Source organism: Luminiphilus syltensis NOR5-1B (assembly GCF_000158175.1).
Taxonomy (GTDB): Bacteria; Pseudomonadota; Gammaproteobacteria; order Pseudomonadales; family Halieaceae; genus Luminiphilus; species Luminiphilus syltensis.
The window spans coordinates 1,842,969-1,860,875 of sequence record NZ_DS999411.1 but is presented as its reverse complement, the minus strand read 5'-3'; the positions used below and the strand labels follow the sequence as shown (position 1 = coordinate 1,860,875).

The 17,907-nt window shown below is 56.8% G+C and carries 20 protein-coding genes; 7 read left to right on the top strand and 13 right to left on the bottom strand.

Features of this window, described 5'->3' with window-relative positions:
• The first annotated feature begins 50 nt into the window (after nt 1–50).
• Nucleotides 51–734 carry an enoyl-CoA hydratase/isomerase family protein gene (locus tag NOR51B_RS08415; protein ID WP_009020387.1) on the top strand — a complete coding sequence of 228 codons (684 nt, stop codon included), beginning with the start codon at nt 51–53 and terminating at the stop codon, nt 732–734.
• A 6-nt stretch (nt 735–740) separates the two neighbouring features.
• Here the strand turns inward: NOR51B_RS08415 and NOR51B_RS08410 are convergent, their stop codons facing one another.
• The gene (locus NOR51B_RS08410; protein WP_009019983.1) at nt 741–1,928 is read right to left on the bottom strand and encodes a phosphoglycerate dehydrogenase; all 1,188 of its coding nucleotides are present in this window, start codon (nt 1,926–1,928) and stop codon (nt 741–743) included.
• Between the two features lie 215 nt (nt 1,929–2,143).
• Here NOR51B_RS08410 and NOR51B_RS08405 point away from each other — a divergent pair, with 215 nt between their 5' ends.
• Together NOR51B_RS08405 and NOR51B_RS08400 are read left to right on the top strand one after the other, a co-directional pair.
• A complete protein-coding gene (locus NOR51B_RS08405) occupies nt 2,144–2,506 on the top strand; it encodes a rhodanese-like domain-containing protein (RefSeq protein ID WP_040481954.1) in 363 nt (120 codons plus the stop codon).
• A 32-nt stretch (nt 2,507–2,538) separates the two neighbouring features.
• Nucleotides 2,539–3,135, top strand: coding sequence for a methyltransferase domain-containing protein (locus NOR51B_RS08400; RefSeq protein WP_009021382.1), 597 nt, complete (start codon nt 2,539–2,541; stop codon nt 3,133–3,135).
• Here NOR51B_RS08400 and NOR51B_RS08395 read toward each other — a convergent pair.
• The 6 genes from NOR51B_RS08395 to NOR51B_RS08370 all read right to left on the bottom strand — a co-directional run bounded on the left by NOR51B_RS08395 (nt 3,118) and on the right by NOR51B_RS08370 (nt 6,543).
• Entirely contained in the window at nt 3,118–3,360 is a 243-nt protein-coding gene (locus NOR51B_RS08395; RefSeq protein WP_040481953.1) for a zf-HC2 domain-containing protein, read from the bottom strand. The two genes, NOR51B_RS08400 and NOR51B_RS08395, sit on opposite strands and share 18 nt — an antisense overlap.
• A complete protein-coding gene (locus tag NOR51B_RS08390; protein WP_009020972.1) occupies nt 3,344–3,973 on the bottom strand; it encodes a sigma-70 family RNA polymerase sigma factor in 630 nt (209 codons plus the stop codon). The genes NOR51B_RS08395 and NOR51B_RS08390 overlap by 17 nt, the downstream gene beginning before the upstream one ends.
• A gap of 87 nt (nt 3,974–4,060) precedes the next feature.
• Entirely contained in the window at nt 4,061–4,549 is a 489-nt protein-coding gene (locus NOR51B_RS08385; RefSeq protein WP_009020138.1) for a DoxX family protein, read from the bottom strand.
• A gap of 12 nt (nt 4,550–4,561) precedes the next feature.
• Complete coding sequence (locus tag NOR51B_RS08380) at nt 4,562–5,332, bottom strand: HvfC/BufC N-terminal domain-containing protein (protein ID WP_154647645.1); 771 nt, start codon at nt 5,330–5,332, stop codon at nt 4,562–4,564.
• Nucleotides 5,329–6,216, bottom strand: a complete 888-nt coding sequence (bufB, locus tag NOR51B_RS08375; protein ID WP_009020911.1) for an MNIO family bufferin maturase — start codon at nt 6,214–6,216, stop codon at nt 5,329–5,331. The genes NOR51B_RS08380 and bufB overlap by 4 nt, the downstream gene beginning before the upstream one ends.
• 27 nt (nt 6,217–6,243) lie before the next feature.
• Nucleotides 6,244–6,543, bottom strand: a complete 300-nt coding sequence (locus tag NOR51B_RS08370; protein WP_009019886.1) for a BufA1 family periplasmic bufferin-type metallophore — start codon at nt 6,541–6,543, stop codon at nt 6,244–6,246.
• 270 nt (nt 6,544–6,813) lie between these two features.
• On the opposite strand from NOR51B_RS08370, the gene NOR51B_RS08365 reads away from it, so the two are divergent.
• The 3 genes from NOR51B_RS08365 to NOR51B_RS08355 all read left to right on the top strand — a co-directional run bounded on the left by NOR51B_RS08365 (nt 6,814) and on the right by NOR51B_RS08355 (nt 10,132).
• On the top strand, nt 6,814–7,134 hold the full coding sequence (locus NOR51B_RS08365; RefSeq protein ID WP_009020691.1) for a hypothetical protein: 321 nt from the start codon (nt 6,814–6,816) through the stop codon (nt 7,132–7,134).
• Between the two features lie 40 nt (nt 7,135–7,174).
• Complete coding sequence (locus tag NOR51B_RS08360; protein WP_009019852.1) at nt 7,175–9,247, top strand: TonB-dependent copper receptor; 2,073 nt, start codon at nt 7,175–7,177, stop codon at nt 9,245–9,247.
• 162 nt (nt 9,248–9,409) lie between these two features.
• Nucleotides 9,410–10,132, top strand: coding sequence for an OmpW/AlkL family protein (locus NOR51B_RS08355; protein WP_009020646.1), 723 nt, complete (start codon nt 9,410–9,412; stop codon nt 10,130–10,132).
• An 84-nt stretch (nt 10,133–10,216) separates the two neighbouring features.
• Here the strand turns inward: NOR51B_RS08355 and modC are convergent, their stop codons facing one another.
• The 6 genes from modC to NOR51B_RS08325 form a co-directional block, all read right to left on the bottom strand.
• Nucleotides 10,217–11,311 carry a molybdenum ABC transporter ATP-binding protein gene (gene modC, locus NOR51B_RS08350; protein ID WP_009021445.1) on the bottom strand — a complete coding sequence of 365 codons (1,095 nt, stop codon included), beginning with the start codon at nt 11,309–11,311 and terminating at the stop codon, nt 10,217–10,219.
• Nucleotides 11,308–11,988, bottom strand: a complete 681-nt coding sequence (modB, locus tag NOR51B_RS08345) for a molybdate ABC transporter permease subunit (protein WP_009021020.1) — start codon at nt 11,986–11,988, stop codon at nt 11,308–11,310. Before modB ends, modC begins: the two co-directional genes overlap by 4 nt.
• Entirely contained in the window at nt 11,985–12,749 is a 765-nt protein-coding gene (gene modA / locus NOR51B_RS08340; protein WP_009021238.1) for a molybdate ABC transporter substrate-binding protein, read from the bottom strand. The genes modB and modA overlap by 4 nt, the downstream gene beginning before the upstream one ends.
• 127 nt (nt 12,750–12,876) lie before the next feature.
• On the bottom strand, nt 12,877–13,722 hold the full coding sequence (locus NOR51B_RS08335) for a 2OG-Fe(II) oxygenase family protein (protein ID WP_230198430.1): 846 nt from the start codon (nt 13,720–13,722) through the stop codon (nt 12,877–12,879).
• A 25-nt stretch (nt 13,723–13,747) separates the two neighbouring features.
• On the bottom strand, nt 13,748–14,965 hold the full coding sequence (locus NOR51B_RS08330; RefSeq protein WP_009019976.1) for a NupC/NupG family nucleoside CNT transporter: 1,218 nt from the start codon (nt 14,963–14,965) through the stop codon (nt 13,748–13,750).
• Between the two features lie 606 nt (nt 14,966–15,571).
• On the bottom strand, nt 15,572–16,849 hold the full coding sequence (locus tag NOR51B_RS08325) for an O-acetylhomoserine aminocarboxypropyltransferase/cysteine synthase family protein (protein WP_009020225.1): 1,278 nt from the start codon (nt 16,847–16,849) through the stop codon (nt 15,572–15,574).
• Nucleotides 16,850–17,081: 232 nt separating this feature from the next.
• On the opposite strand from NOR51B_RS08325, the gene NOR51B_RS08320 reads away from it, so the two are divergent.
• A complete protein-coding gene (locus NOR51B_RS08320) occupies nt 17,082–17,897 on the top strand; it encodes a S1/P1 nuclease (RefSeq protein ID WP_009020339.1) in 816 nt (271 codons plus the stop codon).
• The last annotated feature ends 10 nt before the right edge of the window (nt 17,898–17,907 follow it).

Below are 17,907 nucleotides of genomic sequence, written 5' to 3'. Positions count from 1 at the left end.
TAACACGGCGCCTTTACTAAAAACGGTTACTGGTTCGCGAGTCTATGGCTATGAATGACCCCGGATTCACCGTGGAGGGCGACGTTGCCACTATCCGGTTTAAACACACCGGTGTGTTTAACAACAAGACGCTCGCCGCTGTTAACTGCGCGCTGGATCAGGTTGAAGCCAATGACGACATTACGCTTCTGGTTTTCACCGGCGAGGACAAGAATTTCTCTCAGGGCTATGACCTCGAGTTTCTGGCCAGTCTACCCAGCACCGAGCGTCGTATGGAATTTGTGCATCGATCGATGCTGATGATCGGTCGATTACTGCGCTTCCCAATCCCGGTCACCGCGGCCATCAACGGTCATGCATTCGGTCTTGGCGCCATGCTGGTTCTGGCGGCGGACTACGCCGCAATGCGCCGCGACCGCGGCTATTTTTGTCTGCCTGAGGTTGATCTGGAGATGACACTGACGCCAAGACTCAACGCACTGGTCACCCACAAAATGACGCCGCGCGCGATCCGGGACACGCTACTGACCGGCGGTCGACTCGGTGCTGAACAGGCACACGCCTTTGGTATCATCGACGCGGGGTGTGCCGGGGACGCAGTTCTGACAACCGCCATCGAACTGGCAGCGCCGATGCGTGGTAAACATCGGCCCACCGTTGGCGCACTCAAGCGCGGCGCCAATCTGGCTGTCATCGACGTTATTGAATCGACGCTACCCGAAAAAACGATGTAGCCGGGTTCAGGGACAGGCCGGCGGATCAATCACCCGGACGTTAACCACACCCTCCACCTGCTCCAGTTGCTGGACGAGATCCACTCCTGGCGCCGTATCGATATCGATCAGGTTGTAGGCGATACTGTCGCGACTCTTGTTCAACATATCGACAACGTTGATCTCGTTGTCACCGAGAAGCGTGAGGATATGGCTCAACACGCCAGGCTCATTGAGGTTGGTAATCGCGATACGACAGCCCTGGGTACGTTCCAGCTCAATCGTCGGAAAATTGACCGAATTGCGAATATTACCGTGGTCGAGAAAAGCGCGGAGTTGATCCGCGGCCATCACCGCACAGTTCTCCTCGGCTTCCGCAGTGCTGGCGCCAATGTGAGGCATTAGAATCACATCATCGCGCTGCAGCAGGCTGGGGTGGGGAAAGTCCGTGACAAATCGCCCTAGAGTGCCCTCTTCGAGGGCCTGCACAACGCCCTCGGTATCCACAATTTCCTCCCGGGCAAAATTCAGAAGCACCGTACCCTGTCGCACGCCGGCCAGGACATCGGCATTAACCAGCCCACGCGTAGAATCAAGTACCGGCAAATGCAATGAGATAAAATCGGCGCGGCCAAACAATGAAGCCATGTTCTCCATTCGCTGCACGTCGCTGGGAAGTCGCCAGGCGGCCTCAACCGACAGTGCTGGATCGTAGCCAATCACTTCCATTCCGAAATGCAAGGCCATTCGCGCGACCTTGCTACCAATCGCGCCAAGGCCCACCACGCCCAGCGTCTTGCCGCGGATCTCTGAGCCGGCAAAGCGCTTCTTCTCCTTTTCAAGCAGTTTCCCCATGTCCGCAGGTGGCATGGTGTCGGACAACTCGTTGACGAAACGTATCCCGCCCACGACATCTCTCGAGGCCAGCAGCATGCCCGCGGCGACCAGTTCCTTGACCGCATTGGCATTTGCACCGGGCGTATTGAACACCGGAATACCGCGCTGGGTGCAGGATTCGAGGGGGATGTTATTGACACCCGCACCCGCGCGCGCAATCGCCTTGACCGACGGCAATATTTCATCCTCGCCGAGCTTATGGCTGCGTAAGAGGATGGCATCGGGGTGGCCGAAGTCACTGCCGACCTCAAAGCAATCTCGCGGGAAACGATCGAGCCCTTTTACCGAAATCGCGTTGTAGGTTTGTATGCGAAACATTGGAAACTCCTTGCACCTTCTGGGAGAGCGATGGCAATTGCGTAGCGTGGACGGGTTACCCCTGATCGGGGCGGCGATTCTAGCAAAGCCCGCGGCAGTTTGCTGGAATACGGTTGATCAAAGGCGCCGCCTGCCCAAGTCAGTAAGACACGCATCAATTGACCGCCCATAATGGATCGTTCAGGATCGGAAGCCAGACCCCTCGGAGATTCGACATGCGGAAATCGGTTCGCACCAGCCTGTTAGTTGTGGCCTTTTTGCTCTCGGCCTGTCTATCCGAAGGTGCGGAAATGGCCTCGGCAGTCGACGCCATCAAAGAAGGCGCCGCGTTGATCGATGTCCGGACCGCCGAAGAGTACGCCGGGGGGCATATTGAACATTCAACACGGATCGGTCACGGCGCCATTGTTGACGGCGTTGCAAAACTCGGGCTTGAAAAAGACGATGTCATCGTAGTGTACTGCCGCAGCGGTAATCGCTCGGGTAAAGCCAAGGCGGCGCTGGAATCGGAAGGTTACCAACACGTGATCAATGGCGGAGGCTACCGGAGTTTGCAGCAGGGCTTGGGCAATGGCTAAGCCCCTCCTTTTACTGAAAAAAGCTCGCAAACATGAATGAGGCCGGCGTTGACTGGGAGTCGCTTTACCGTTCGCAAACCACCGGATGGGAACGCGGCGAGCTCAATCCTGCGTTCTCGCACTGGTCCGATACCTTTAAACAACTCGCTGCTTCAGGATCGGCATCGGTCATCGTGCCCGGGTGCGGCCGCTCCCCGGAGCCTATTGTCTTCGCGGACTATGGCTACCGTGTGACGGCCCTCGATATCGCCGAATCGGCGATCGCCTTTCAAGAGCGCGCGCTGGGGGTTGCGCAATCGAGGCATTGTGTCGAGCACGCCGACGTATGCGAGTGGCGACCCGAACAACACGCCGATCTGGTCTACGAACAAACCTGTCTGTGCGCCATCAACCCCGACAAACGCGCCGCCTATGCCGAGGCGCTCTATCGCTGGCTGAAGCCCGGCGGGGTACTGGCCGCGCTATTCATGCAAACGTCGATTAAAGACGGGCCACCGTTCCATTGCGCTATCGATGAGATGTACGAGCTATTTCCGGATCAGCGCTGGGAATGGGGTAGCGATACCGTGACTTCACCGCACCCGGTGGCAGAAATCAGTGAATTGGGGATACTACTGACCCGGCGGTGATGAGCCATGAGGGGAGTCACTGACGTCCGGGGTGTCACTTTTGGTGGGCACGTCGGCATCGAGAAACTGCCGCGATAAACCACCCAACACAGCGACCTGCGACTGAAAACGCCGACAGGCGCCACACATCGCCGTGTGGAACGCCAAACCCCAGCGCTCGCGACGAGTCAGCGGTCGATCCTGACTCTCAGACATGAGCTGGGTAGCATTATGGCAGTTCAGCATGGCTATCCCCCTCGAACCAGCACTGCTCGAGACAATCCCGCAGCCGCAATCGACCTCGATGCAGTGATACATTGAGATTGCTGAGCGTGATTCCCAATTCCTCACAGATGGATGCCGATTCCTGCTGCAGCATTTCTCGCATCATAAAAGCCTGCGCCTGCTTCGGTGGCATATCGTCCATGCAGTGCTGAAACACCCGCCAGAAATCGGCATTGTTCCCCGCCGATTCGGGATCGCTCCAGGGCGCAGGCTTGGCCGCTCCCAGCCAATGACCTGAGCGATCGAAAAATTCATCGACGGAGCCCTCGACGTCATCGAGCTGCTCGCGGTCGGCAACCCGTCGCCGCTGCCTGAGCTGATCGGCTATTTTGTTGCGCAATATGGCGAATACCCAGGTTTTGAACGCCGCTTTGCCACGAAAGGTATCGGCACCTTTCATAGCGGCGATAAACGCGTCCTGAACCGCATCCTCTGCTCCCTGCGGGTCACTGAGACACGACGCGGCATAGCCCATCATTTGCTGTCTCAGTGCAGCAATAAAATTCGTATTGTTTGCCGCAAAAATAGCGGCGGTAGCCCCTGATTCCGCCATGCTGTTCTGGCCCTGCACCATGCCGCCTGCTCCACCCGCCGACTTCGCACCGTCGATCCACGACGAGCATCGGTAACCAGTGTAACCTGCTGATCACGCAGGGGTCATTCATCGTCGGGACAACACCGCATCAAAAGAAAGCGCGCCGGCCCCGCGTGACATAAGCCACATCAAAATAGCGGCCCAGGTTCCATGCAGCGCATAGGCATCCGGGTAAACGAAAATCTGGATAACCAGCGTCATGAGAAAAAGACCAAACGCGGCGAATCGCGTCGCCAGTCCCAGCAGTAGTAAAAGGGGTAGTACATGCTCTGCGACTGCGGTCAGGATTGCCGCAGGCTCGGCGGGAATCAGCGGCAATGCATATTCATACTCAAACAGGTAAACCACACTGTCATTGAGCGCGGGGATACCCACATCAAACTCACCCGTCAGGATATTAATGGTGAAGTTATCCACTTTGGTTTGCCCCGATTGCCAAAAGACCGCCGCCACTGAAAAACGGCCGAGCAGAGCAATCACGCTCTCCGGAATGCTGGCCAATATATTGGTGAGCGCATTGAGTATCTTGTTTCCTTCGGTCACTACCGTATTCATGGCTACGAATTCCTATTGTTGATGTGTAAATCCAGCCACCACTCCTGACTGAATCAGAACAAGCAGAGTCTCATCCAGGGCGGCGTTGTCTGGGGAGACTTTATCAATCGCGGCACCCAGCGTATCGCCCTCCATGAGCCGATGACACAGGGCTGCTCCCGCCTCCGATAATGGCAGTGCAGTTACCGTCCACTCGGATCGTGCAATCAAGGCATTTTCCCCCTGTGCAAGATCAATACCCGCGAGAGATATATTCTGCACTGAATCGTGCTGATGTGCCTGCCATAGACTCAATAGGGCAAATTTCGAACGAATCAGTCTCGATGCGGGGATAAATTCGATCGATATTTCCAGGAGCCTATCGGGATCGGCGAGCAACTCGTGGAAAACGCGCGCTTCCATACCGTTCGCATCGCATGCATTCATCACGGTAAGCCGTGCCATTTCAAAATCCGCCATATCCCCCAGATAAGGCAAACCGGAGGCTGGCTCGAAGTCGCGAATAAAATGCGGAAAACGCCGACCATACTCCGCCATCACCGGTCCCGTTGGCGGCGAAACCGCCACAAACTCCCCGGCCATGGCACGAAAAAAATCTGTGCCTACAATAGCGGCGGTCACCGGAAAAGTAGCCAGTAAAACCTCTATCAATGATGACAGTACCGTATTGCGATAAACATCGACTCGCACCGACGGGTCCGATCGATTCCAGGTAACGAAGTGGTCGGGCAATCGCTCGCGATTATTGCGTAGCATCCGTGTGAAGTCAGCCTGTGAGCTCACGGCCTGGAACCCATTGCCCCATCGAGGATCGCCTGCGCCTTGGCGGCCTCTTCGACCAACAATTGAAATGACGGTAGATCCTGATCGCGCTCAATGAGTGTCGCAATGGGGCCCCTCTCATCGATGATGCGTTGGTAGAGAAACCATACGGGATTGGCGACGGCGTGACCGTGGTCGTCAATGAGCAGCCTGTCGCCGAGGGCATCGCTGTCTTCAGCGAACCCCGCCAAGTGAATTTCCCCCGCCATGGCAGTGGGTAATCGCGCCATATAATCCAGCGGATCCCAGCCGTGATTGACGCAGCTGACATAGACGTTATTCACATCGAGCAGCAATCCACAGCCGGTTCGCTGAATCACCTCTCCCACAAATTCAGGTTCGAACCAGTTGGAATCACCCCACTCGATATAGGTCGATGGATTTTCCAGTAACAGCGGCCGCTGCAAGTAGCTTTGTACCTGATCGATGTGCTCACAGACGCGGAGCAAACTTGTGTTGTCATAGCACAGTGGCAACAGATCGTTATAAAAATATGGGCCGTGACTGGACCAGGCCAGATGTTCGGAAAACAGCGCTGGCGTGTACCGGTCCAACAGTGCGCCAAGCCGCTGCAGATGAACGCGATCGGGTGCCGATTCACCGCCAATGGAAAGTCCGACACCATGGATGGACAAGGGATAGCGCGCGGCAATTTGACCGAGGTAGTGGTGCAGAGGCCCCCCGTCGACAAAATAATTTTCCGCGTGTACTTCAAAAAAACCCAGTCCCGGGTTTTGATCGAGAACCGTGTCGAAATAGGCGGGCTTGAGTCCTACCCCGGCGACACCGGGTAACCCTGATCGCTCCTCGGCGACCGGATTCGGCGTCACTCGCGGCTGAACCATGACTCAAGCCCCCGGGTGGATTGCGAATTATTTGCCGTCGTCGTAAGCATCGAGCTGACCGTAGCCGGTCGGTGATGACGCTGACTCGGTAGTCTCACAGGTGCCTGCGGGGACCAGTTTCCACGCATTACCCTGATAATCGCGCGTTGAACTGCCCGCGCAAGAGGTACCGGGGCCCGCCGCGCAATCATTTTTGCCCGCAAGAGCGATGCCATAGCACTTCTCTTTCGCGCCCTTTTCGCCGTGACCATCGGCCATCACGCCGCCGCTGCTCAGTGCCGCGCCCAACGCCAGAGCCAATGCTGCACTTGTGGTTGTCTTATTCATAGTCATTCTCCAGTAGGTTGATGGTGCAGTACTCAGTGTACTGTCACCGTATTAGTCGTCGCGGCAAACCAGTTTCTTACACTTTTTTTTTAAAAAAATATTGTGTTGCCCTGAAAATCACCGATGCCTATCAAAAAACCAGGTGCAGAACCCCGCGCATTGGTGCAGAATCGCCGCGTGCGAAATCACTCTACCCTGCTGCGGACCCTAACCGTCCAACCACCATCGAGCAAACAGCTCGGCGGGTGGGTATTGCTTGCAGGACTGCTGATGCAATTCTCGCTGGGGTTTTTTACCGCGCCGCAGCTTTCCCACCAGAATCATCACGGCCAAACCGTCACCGTCGTGCTCTGCACCCTTCAGGGTGAAACGCAAATCGACGTCAATATGCCCGCTTTACTGGGCGATACTGACGAAGAGCGGTGTCCGGCACTCGAACTCGTCGACATCCTGAGCTCGAGCGGTATCAGTGCGGTAAAGGCACATCAGCTCGTGTTACCGAGCCCGGGTAAATCGATACTATCGATACCTGAGGTCTCCCTTGACAACCTTTTTGCTCCGCACTCGCCTCGCGCGCCTCCTCTGGTCTGAACTCACTCCAAACCCCTTTTCAGACCAATGAGGCACTACCATGAATTCCACGCTTTCACCGGCGTTTGCGCTCTGTCTTGCGTTTGCGGGCAGTATGGCGCTCGCGCAGGACGATTCTTCAAAAACATCTCCCGACGCCATTGAGTCAGTTTCTGTGGTCGCTCAGGCCATGCCACCCACTATTTCGCGAAAAGAGGCAGCCGATATTGCGCCGGGAAGAGAAACCGGTGAGCTGTTGCGCGATAGTCTGGGGCTATCCGGCTCTCGTATGGGTGGACACGGCACCGATCCCAGTATCCGGGGTCTGAGTCAGAATCGAATCAACGTACTCATCGACGGTGCCTACATCCACGGTGGCTGTCCCAATCGCATGGATCCACCGACCTCCTATGCACCCAGCGGAAACTTCGAATCGCTAACGGTTATTCGTGGAATGCAGACGCTGCAATACGGCGGCGGCGGTCCGGGCGGGACCATTTTGTTCGAACGAAGAACCGAGCGCTTCGGCCATGACCTCGCCCTGCGCGGAAACCTCAGTGCGGGCTATCGGAGCAATAGCGAAACCCAGTCACTCAATGGCGATATTGCCGCGGGCAACGCTACGGGTTTTGCACGCCTCCTCTTCGGGGTCAACGACGCGGGTAACTTCGAAGACGGCGACGGTGAACGGATCCGATCCAGTTATGAGGATAATTCGATCGCCGCGATCGTGGGATTTTATCCGTCGGCGGACAGCCGTATAGATATCAGCTTCGATCGACAGCAGACCAAAGATGCCCTGTTTGCCGGCGCCGGAATGGACTCCCCGGATGCCACCAACCGCACATGGCAAATCAAGGCCGAAAACAGCGCAGGATTCGGTCCGTTGTCGGCGGTCTATTTCTCGGCCTACCACTCCGATGTCAGCCACCTCATGGATAATTTTTCATTGCGCCCCGCCGGCATGATGCGTGCCTTCGTCCCCTCGCAGTCAGTCACCGCTGGCGGACGTCTGGTAGCAGACTTCACTGTGGGGACTACCGAGTGGAAAGTCGGCAGTGATATCCAGCACAACAATCGCGATGCCCGTCGTTCGCTCGCACGGGAGTCCGGGACGCAACTGAACTCGGTACTGTGGCCCGATGCCACCATCGGGCAGTGGGGCGTATTTGCGGAAGCGATTCACCCGCTGGACAACCAAAGTCGCGTCATTACTGGTCTGCGCTACGATCGTATTCGTTCAGAAATTGCCGATGCCAGCGTTGACCCACCGGGGATGGCGCTCAGTCCCAGCGCGCTCTACGACCGGTACTACGGGCTGGCGACTGAGAGCGAAGATACCGATGACAACCTCAGCGCGCTGCTCCGCTACGAGCGGGAGCTGGGATCACCGTACACCTCCGGTTATGTCGCCATCTCGCAAACCATGCGCGCCGCCGATGCCACCGAACGCTATCTCGCCTCGAATGGAGCTACCCCCAGCAGCCGTTGGGTTGGTAACCCGGGTATCGACTCTGAACGTCATCGCTCCCTCGAAATTGGCCTACTTCAACGCAAACCTCGAGGCTCTTTCGAGGCATCCCTGTTCTACAACCGGGTGGACGACTATATTCTCAGGGATCGCTTCACCGCCACCAATGACAACGCCACTATTTATCGCAACGTCGATGCCGCTCTGTTCGGTGGCGAGGCGCAGCTGTCCAGGGCGTTCGGTAGTGCCTGGCGTGCCACCGTGGGCGTTGCCTATGTGCACGCGGAAAACACGTCGGACGATCGCGCCATCGCGCAGACCCCGCCGCTATCGTTAAACGCCAGGCTGGAATTTCAGGAGGGCCCCTGGGTTTTCTCCGGCGAAATGCTGTCCGAAGCGCGACAATCCCGTGTTGACCTTAATTCGGCCACAGGCATTCCCGGACAGGGACTGGATATTCGCCAGACGCCTGGCTGGTCGGTGATCAATCTTATGGGGCGCTTCGAGGCCAGCGACACCCTGACGCTGGAGGCTGGCGTGGATAATCTGCTCAACCGTAACTACTCGCAACACCTCAATCGCGGCAATGCTTTTGACCCAACTCAAATTCAGGTGAATGAACCGGGAAGAGCATTTTGGGCGAGGGCAAATTTGACTTTTTAACAGGGTATGCTGAAATCCTTGTTATGCCTCAGGGGCATGGATAATATCCACAATATACATAGGGGTTTATGGCGGCACTGCTTTACACTGACAGAAAGTAGACAAAGTCGGGGGCGGACCTCGGCAGCACAAGCAAGACGATCGATCTAAGGGGAAGTCACCATGAAAACACTATTCACAACACTCACTATTGCCAGCGCTACGCTCCTGTCAGCGCCAGCATTCGCCTATGAGCCCGGCGACTTCTTCGTGCGCGCGGGGGCGGCAATGGTCGACCCCAACGGAGACAGCGACCCCATTGCCATTCCCGGCCTGGGTCTTGGCCCCATTCCCGATACGAGTGTTGACGTCGATGACGACACTCAACTGGGGCTGACGGCTACCTACATGTTTACCGCCAACCTCGGTCTGGAATTGCTCGCCTCCACCCCGTTCAAACACGATATCAGCGCGGATCTGGGTGGCGCGGGGCTGGGCACGGCACCTGTTGGTGATACCAAGCACCTACCACCGACGGTGAGTGCCGTCTGGTATATCGCCGGATCGACGGATGCGTTCAAACCCTATTTGGGTGTGGGCATCAACTACACTACGTTCTTCAGCGAGAGTGTTTCCGGAGATCTTGAAGCGCTGGTGGGCGATCTCGCGGGAGCCGGTGGCCCGGTGCCGCTTGAAATGGAGCTTGATGATTCTCTCGGCGTGGCATTTACCGCGGGCTTTGATTACGCGATTGATGCCCAGTGGCATCTCAATGCGTCTGTGCGCTGGATTGAAATCGACACTGAAGCCGAAATTACCAACCGCGATCTCGGCACAATCATCACCGTGGACAGCGTCGATATCGACCCCTGGGTGTACCAGATCAACGTCGGTTACAGTTTCTAAACCACCGTTATCACCAAAGCCGCTTTCGGGCGGCTTTTTTTTGCGACGCTATTCTATCGGTGGGTAATGTAACGAAACCCAGTATCAGGCAAGGGGTAATGCCTCTTCAATCGATACAGATTTCACCAGCGCGATAATGGAACATTGCGGTTCAATCCCCAGCGACTGCAGCGCTTCTCGCGTAATGCGGGCACGCAGCACACCAGCACCGATGTCCACCAGCACATCCGCATACGCGGACTCACTGTCCTCCTGGACCTCCATCACATGGCCTGGAAACCGGTTCCTGATGGAAATCGACTCGGGCATCGCCATGGCAAGCGCGATATCCTTCGCAGCAAACTGGAGTCGCAGGCGCGCACCGACTTCGGCCTGAACCTGAGGCACGGTCAGACGCTGCTCACCCATACCCAGCATCGTCGTTTTCAAGCGATGATTCTGCACGAGGACCTCGCCGTCAAAGACGGATACCGCGGCGTTATGGCGGTCGAAAACGGAAATATCCAAACGCTGAAGAACCGTTGATATCGAGTCCTGGGCAATCACGTCGCCAGCGTCGAGTACCAGCAGCGTATTGGCAATAGCGGCCAGCTCATCGAGTTGATGCGATACATAAACCACAGGCAGACCGAATTCACCCGCGAGACGACTGATATAGGGGAGCAACTGGGTTTTTCGCTGCTGGTCGAGGGCAGACAATGGCTCATCCATTAACAACACGGCGGGCCGAGACAGCAGCACCCGTCCCATCGCCACGCGTTGTCGCTCGCCCCCGGAGAGCCCCGCCACGCCGCGATGCAGCAGGGGTGACAGATCAAGCGCTTCGATAACGCGCTCCCGCGTAATACTCGAGTGAGCATCTCGGCTTCTGCTGTCAGCAAAGTCGAGATTTCCAGCGACATCGGTAAAGGGAAACAACCGCGCATCCTGAAACACAAAGCCCACCGCTCGCCGGTGCGCAGGCACAAAAACGCCGGCTTGCGTATCAAGCCAGTGCTCACCCGCAAAGATGATGCTTCCGCTCACATTCTTCTCAAGACCCGCAATGGAGCGCAGCAATGAGGTCTTTCCGGAGCCACTGGGACCATAGACACCGAGGATGCCAGAACCCTCCAATTCGCTTTTCACAGACAATGAAAAATCACCGCGAGACACCCGGATATCGACCTCAAGTGTCATGCGGCATCACCGTGGTCATATAGAGACCGTCGATTGCTGGCATAGACCACGAGCAGCACCAGAAACGAAAAAAACAGTAAGCCCGCCGCGAGCGTGTGCGCGCTCGCGTAATCGAGGGTTTCCACATGCTCGTAAATCGCGATCGACAGCACCCGCGTTTCCCCCGGAATATTGCCGCCAATCATAAGCACCACACCAAATTCACCCAGCGTATGCGCGAAACTGAGCACGCCCGCGGCGAGGAAACCGCGTCGACTCATCGGCACCACGACATGCCTGAAGCAATCCGCAGGGGACGCACCGAGGGTTGCACCCGCCTCAAGGAGCGCGCTACTGACTCCGGAAAATGCCGTTTGCAGCGGTTGCACCATAAACGGCAAGGAATACAACACCGAGGCCACCACCAAACCGCTGAAGGAAAAAGTCAGGCTGCCTCCAGTAACAGTGACCCAGAGACCACCAATCGCCGACTGTGGATTGAGCAGGATCAGCAGATAAAATCCAAGTACGGTGGGAGGCAATACCAGCGGTAGGGCAACAATCGCTTCAGTGATTGGGCGAAAGCGCGAGCGTGAGCGCGCCAACCACCAGGCCAATGGCGTACCCACGAGGAATAGCACTACTGTGCTGACCAGGGCCAGGTGAAGACTCAAGAAAACCGGCGACCAATCGATCATGGCGTAACGGGGGCGAAGCCCCACTGCTCCATTAACTGTGAATAAACATCGCCCTCGAACGCCCGCATAAAGGCATGGACGGCGGGGTTTTCGGCACCGGGCAGCAATACAATCGCCGCCTGTTCGATAGCAGTATATGCATGGTCAGGTACTCGCCAGAATTCAGCCGGATCGGCACCGTAAGCCAGCAAGCTCGACAAGGCGACGAACCCCAGATCCGCACTACCGGAGGCCACCAGCGTAAACGCCCCTCCTACCGACTCGGCCTTCACCAGCCGCTCCCGCCAGCGCTGATCCAGCCCCAGCGCGTTCAATGCTGACATCGCGGCGCGGCCATAGGGGGCCAGTGCTGGATTGGCGATAGCGACGTGCTCGGGCTTGAAAGTAGTCACCGTCTCTTCGTCAGGATGTTGGGCGCCCGGTATCCAAACCGCAAGACGACCGCGCGCGAAAATCCGGGGGGGCCCTGATGCACTAAAGCCGCGGTCAAACAACGCCTGGGGCCGCTCAACATCAGCGGCGAGAAAGACGTCAAAACGCGCCCCGTTAACAATCTGCGCGTACAGCTTTCCCGTTGAGCCGACCACGATGTGAAAGCGGTGTCCGGAATTGGCTTCGACCGCATCGGCAATGGCTCGTGCTGGAACCGCGAAATTACTCGCCACGGCAATGGTCGCCGTCTCGGCGAAAACCGCACCGCTTAGACCAAAAGAACAGACCAGACTGCACCACCGCACTACTCCCAGAACCCGCTTGGTCACAGCGAAGCAATCCCTAACCGCGATTAGCGATCTCATAGGGCCCGGCGCTCTTCGGCGCTGCAACAGCGATACCGCTCCGCGTGAGCCCTTACCATCAGCCTCGAAATGCGTTCTCGAGAGTTCCTCATCAAGAAACTACACCCAACTCCCCAAGACGCTCGCTCAGATAACTGCCGGCCGTGTATCGCTCCGACAGCACGACTTCCGGCCTCGGGTGAAGGAAAAGCGGCAAGGACATTCGGCCCTTACGAATGTCGTCCCCGGAAGGCGGAGACACCTGGTGTGTCGTCGACGGAAAATAGCCACCAGATGCCTCCTGCAGCATGTCACCGATGTTGATCAACACCTGATTTTCCCGGTTGGGCACCGTCAGCCATTCGCCATTGCGCTGCAATATTTCAAGACCAGGACCATCCGACGCGGGCAGCAGGGTGAGCAGATTAATGTCTTCGTGGGGAGCAGCGCGCAAAACCGAGCGCCCCTCGGGTACCGGCGGATAATGCAGCACCCGGAGCATGGATTGCTGACTACCCGCAATCATTGCCGGTAACGATTCACTGAATCGCGCCACAACGTCCTCGGGAGCATATCGCTCGACCCAGGAAAGCAGGCTTGATGCCACATCCAGCGCCTGTTGGAAATGATCCGCCAGGTCCTGACGTAAGCCATCCGGGCAACGGCCCCAGGTGTAGTACTGGAAATATTCTTTGAAGTCGCGGTCGTTAAACCCCTTGGCGTGCTCAGCGCGCTCGGTAGAAAAGTAGCCATCCTGACGCTCGGGGTCCATCGCGTAGGCCTCGGCGCCACCATCGCGAAAGCAGGTCTGCCATTCGCTGTATATCCGCCGCACCCGTTGCATGTCCAGGGGGTGATCAATCAGCGCCGCGAAGCCGTAATCACGCAGCGATGCAACGAACCGCACACCGCAGTTCGCATCCCCATAGGAGATGAGCGGAAGTACCCTGTCAGTCACAATAATCCTCAGTTCTCAGGTTTGATCACGCCGCGAGCGATACAAAAAAGCCGGCGAGTGCAGCACTCATCAAATTGGATAGCGTCGCCGCCAATAGCGCTCGGAATCCAAAACGTGAGATCTCATCTCTACGCATTGGTGCAACCGCGCCCAATCCCCCAAGCAGAATAGCGATTGATGACAAGTTGGCAAAGCCACAGAGTGCGAAGATCACCACCGCCTGAGCGGTCGGCGAAAACGAATCGGCGATATCCATGTAGGCGACGTAAGCGACAAATTCGTTGAGCACCAATTTCTGCCCAATCAGACTGCCCGCGAGATCGGCCTCTTCCCAGGGCACGCCAAGAATAAAAGCGAGTGGTTGAAAAAGCGTCCCGAGCATACCTTCGAGTGTCAGATCTGCGAAGCCAAACAGCCCTCCCACCCAGCCAAAAATACCGTTGATCATCGCAATCAGCGCGATGAACGCGATCAGCATGGCGGCAATAGCTGCGGCCATCTGCATTCCGTTCATTGCGCCCGTGGCCGCGGCATCGACCACGTTGACATAACCTTCGGCAGATACGCTATCGTCGGCTTCCGGCTCTACCGGCCGGTGAGTCTCGGGCTCAAGCAGTTTTGCCATGAGTAAGCCACCGGGCGCGGCCATAAAGCTGGCGGCGAGCAGGTACTCAAGCGGAATGCCCAGAGCCACATAACCGGCCATAACCGATCCCGCGATTGATGCCATCCCCCCCACCATAATGGCGAACAATTCCGAGGTCGTCATACCGGCAATATAGGGTTGAGCAACCAGCGGCGCCTCCGCCTGGCCGACGAACACATTGGCCGCCGCCGACAGCGATTCGGTATGGCTGGTACGCAGCAGACGGCGTAATGCCCCCCCCATGATGCGCACTACCCACTGCATTACTCCGATGTGGTAAAGCACCGCAATCAGCGAACTGAAAAAAATGACAACGGGCAGGACGTTGAAGGCAAATACGAAACCGATGCTGTCACTCCCGACCAGCCCGCCGAACATGAAGCTGATACCTTTCTGGCTGTAACCGAGTAATACCCCGACGTATTCGGAAGCGGTTTTGAGTGCCGCATAACCCCAGTCCGTGAAGAGCGCGATCCCGCCTATCATTGCCTGCAAAGAGAAAGCCAGGCCAACGGTGCGTATTCGCACGGCACGCCAATTAGAGGAGAACGCCAAGGCAATAAGAGGCAGCGCGATAATACCAATCAAGCTGGTCATGGGCGGGGAACTGGCCAAAGGAAACAGCGCTAACCTTAGCGTTGATGGCACGCGAACTAAAGCGCTTTGCTGCCCTAATGCGCATGCTCGCTAAATTTGAGCTCAACCCACAACATTCTGTGAGGGCATAAAAAAAGCGGCCCGAAGGCCGCTTGTTTATATTTTACGGTTAATCCTGTTCGGATCAGCCGATTGATACTACGGAATACGCCATTACCCCAGCAACGACGGCACTGATTGCATAGATGCCGATGGTGTTGAGGGGGCGGAATATACGGTTAAACATAAAACCTCCTCCTAACCGGACATCGCTCTGCCCGATGCGGGCCAGCTTAATGTTACTTAATTATACATAAATACTCAGATGTGGATCACAAAGTAACACTTTTATTTTCAGTTTTTATGGTCGTGCACGTCCCCTTATAGGGGTAGTGGGTAAAAAATCGACGCTAAAAGGACTATTTTCGCCGAATAAGCAGCAAAATGCAGGCGTCCAGCGTTCGGAGACACGAACCGATCCCGTAAAATAGTATGTGCTCACTAACATCGACAGCACAGGTCGCAGCGCCAGAGGTCAGATTTGTCCCTCTGGCGTTATCCGATTAATTATAACTGACTAGCATGCAAAGCCTGCTCAATATCCAAAATAATATCGTCGATGTGTTCAATACCTATGGATAAGCGCACCATATCCTCGGAGACGCCCGCGCTGTTGAGCTCTTTGGGGGATAACTGGCGGTGGGTAGTCGATGCCGGATGACAGGCCAGGGATTTGGCATCGCCGATATTGACCAGGCGCAGGATCAACTGCAACGCATCGATGAACTTGGCGCCCGCCTCCGCACCACCGCGAATGCCGAAGCTCAATATGCCCGAGGCCTGACCACCGCAGAGTCGATCACAATTCGCCTTGTAAGGGCTATCGGGCAAGGCTGCATAATTCACCCAGTTGACCGCTTCGTGTCCCGAAAGAAACTCGGCTGCCGCCAGCGAATTGGCGCAATGCCGCTCCATACGCAGACCCAGGGTCTCCAGCCCCTGCATGATTAGAAAGGCGCTGTTGGCAGCCAGCGCCGCCCCGGTATTCCGCAAGGGCACTACGCGGCATCGCCCGATAAACGCCGCCTCACCCAGCGCTTCGGTGTAAACCACCCCGTGATAGGACGGATCCGGCGTGTTGAGAATGGCAAATTTTTCCTTGTCCGCCGTCCAGTCAAACCGTCCGGAATCAACGATCGCGCCGCCCACCGTGGTGCCGTGACCACCGATGTATTTCGTCAGCGAATGCAGGGCAATGTCGGCGCCGTAATCAAATACCTTGCACAAGAAGGGCGTCGCCACGGTGTTATCGACCATGAGCGGAACCCCGTGCTCATGGGCGAGCTTCGCCCAGGCTTCTATATCGACAACATTGCCGGCGGGGTTACCGATCGATTCGCAGTACAGCGCTTTGGTGTTTTCGTCGATCAATCGGGCCGCGCCATCGAGGTCATCGGCGCTGGCCATGCGCACATCGATACCCTGACGGGGGAACGTATGCGCAAACAGGTTGTAACTTCCGCCATAGAGCTGGCTGGTAGAGACGATATTGTCCCCCTGGGACGCAATGGTCTCTATCGCATAACGAATCGCCGCCATGCCCGAGGCAACCGCCAAGGCACCGACACCGCCCTCCAGCGCAGTAAGGCGTGCCTCAAGTACGGCGTTGGTCGGATTCATGATCCGCGAATAGATATTGCCCGGGACCACCAGATTGAAAAGGTCCGCGCCGTGCTGGGTATTGTCGAAGGTAAACGACGTGGTTTGATAAATAGGGGTAGTCGCCGCATTGGTGGCGGGATCGCCGTCGTAACCCTCATGCAGGGCGATGGTCTCTGGTTTCATTACTATTCTCCTAGGTTGGACGCAGGTTAAAACGGGAGTTGCAGCAAACCACATCGCTCAGCGTGGAGGTACCGAACCCCTTTATCTTACGAAGTTGTATTCGAAATCTAGCACGGTCCCGAACACCTGACTGCTATCATTTAGTCAAGAGACGGACGCCGCCGGTGAATTAGGTAAAGATAGACCCCGAGCGCGTCTAACAGCAAACCATCAATGCCATTTGGAGGCTTAGATGCGGGCAGCGCCGATCATCCTTACCCTGATAACGGCTTTATTGACAGCTCCCGCTCAGGCCTGGTGGGACCTCGGTCACGCCGCCATTTGTGATGCGGCGCTTGAGTATGTCAAACCCGGTACGCGCCTCGAAATCGATCGACTGCTGGCAACCCGTGACAACCGCGGCTTCGGCGCCCTCTGCAGCTGGCCAGACGAGATTAAAACGGATCAGCCGACAACAGCGCCATGGCATTATCTCAATGTTCCGGTCGGCACCACCGACATTGCTACCGCTCCCCGGCCTGCCGAAGGCGATATTCTGGCTGTACTGACCGAGCAACAGGCGCGTTTATCGCAAGCCAATACCGATATCCATGCGCGCGCGGAGGCGCTGTTATGGGTGGCCCACCTCGTTGGAGATCTACACCAGCCCTTGCACGTCGCCTACGCAGAGGATCGTGGTGGCAGTAGCTATCGCTTGCAGGTACCCCGCGAGATCAGAGCGTTACTTGGCGAGCGGTACGAGGAAACCGGAATGCACCAGATCTGGGATGGCTACCTGCCGCTCTACGCCCGCTACTCGGGCGGATCCGGACTCAAACAACTGGTCATTGAGCAGTCGGCTGAGGCTGGAGGAACCCCTTTGGAATGGGCGCAGGAGAGCCTCACCATCATGAACAACCCGGGCACCGCTTACCTTTACGGCTATCGTATAACCATCCTCGACGAAGCGTATCTGGCGAAGAACTACCGGATCGCGCTGAAACGCATGAAGCAGGCTGCGCTGCGTCTTGCGGCAGTACTGGATGCCGCACTCGCCCCTGTTGACTGAATCGCGCGCA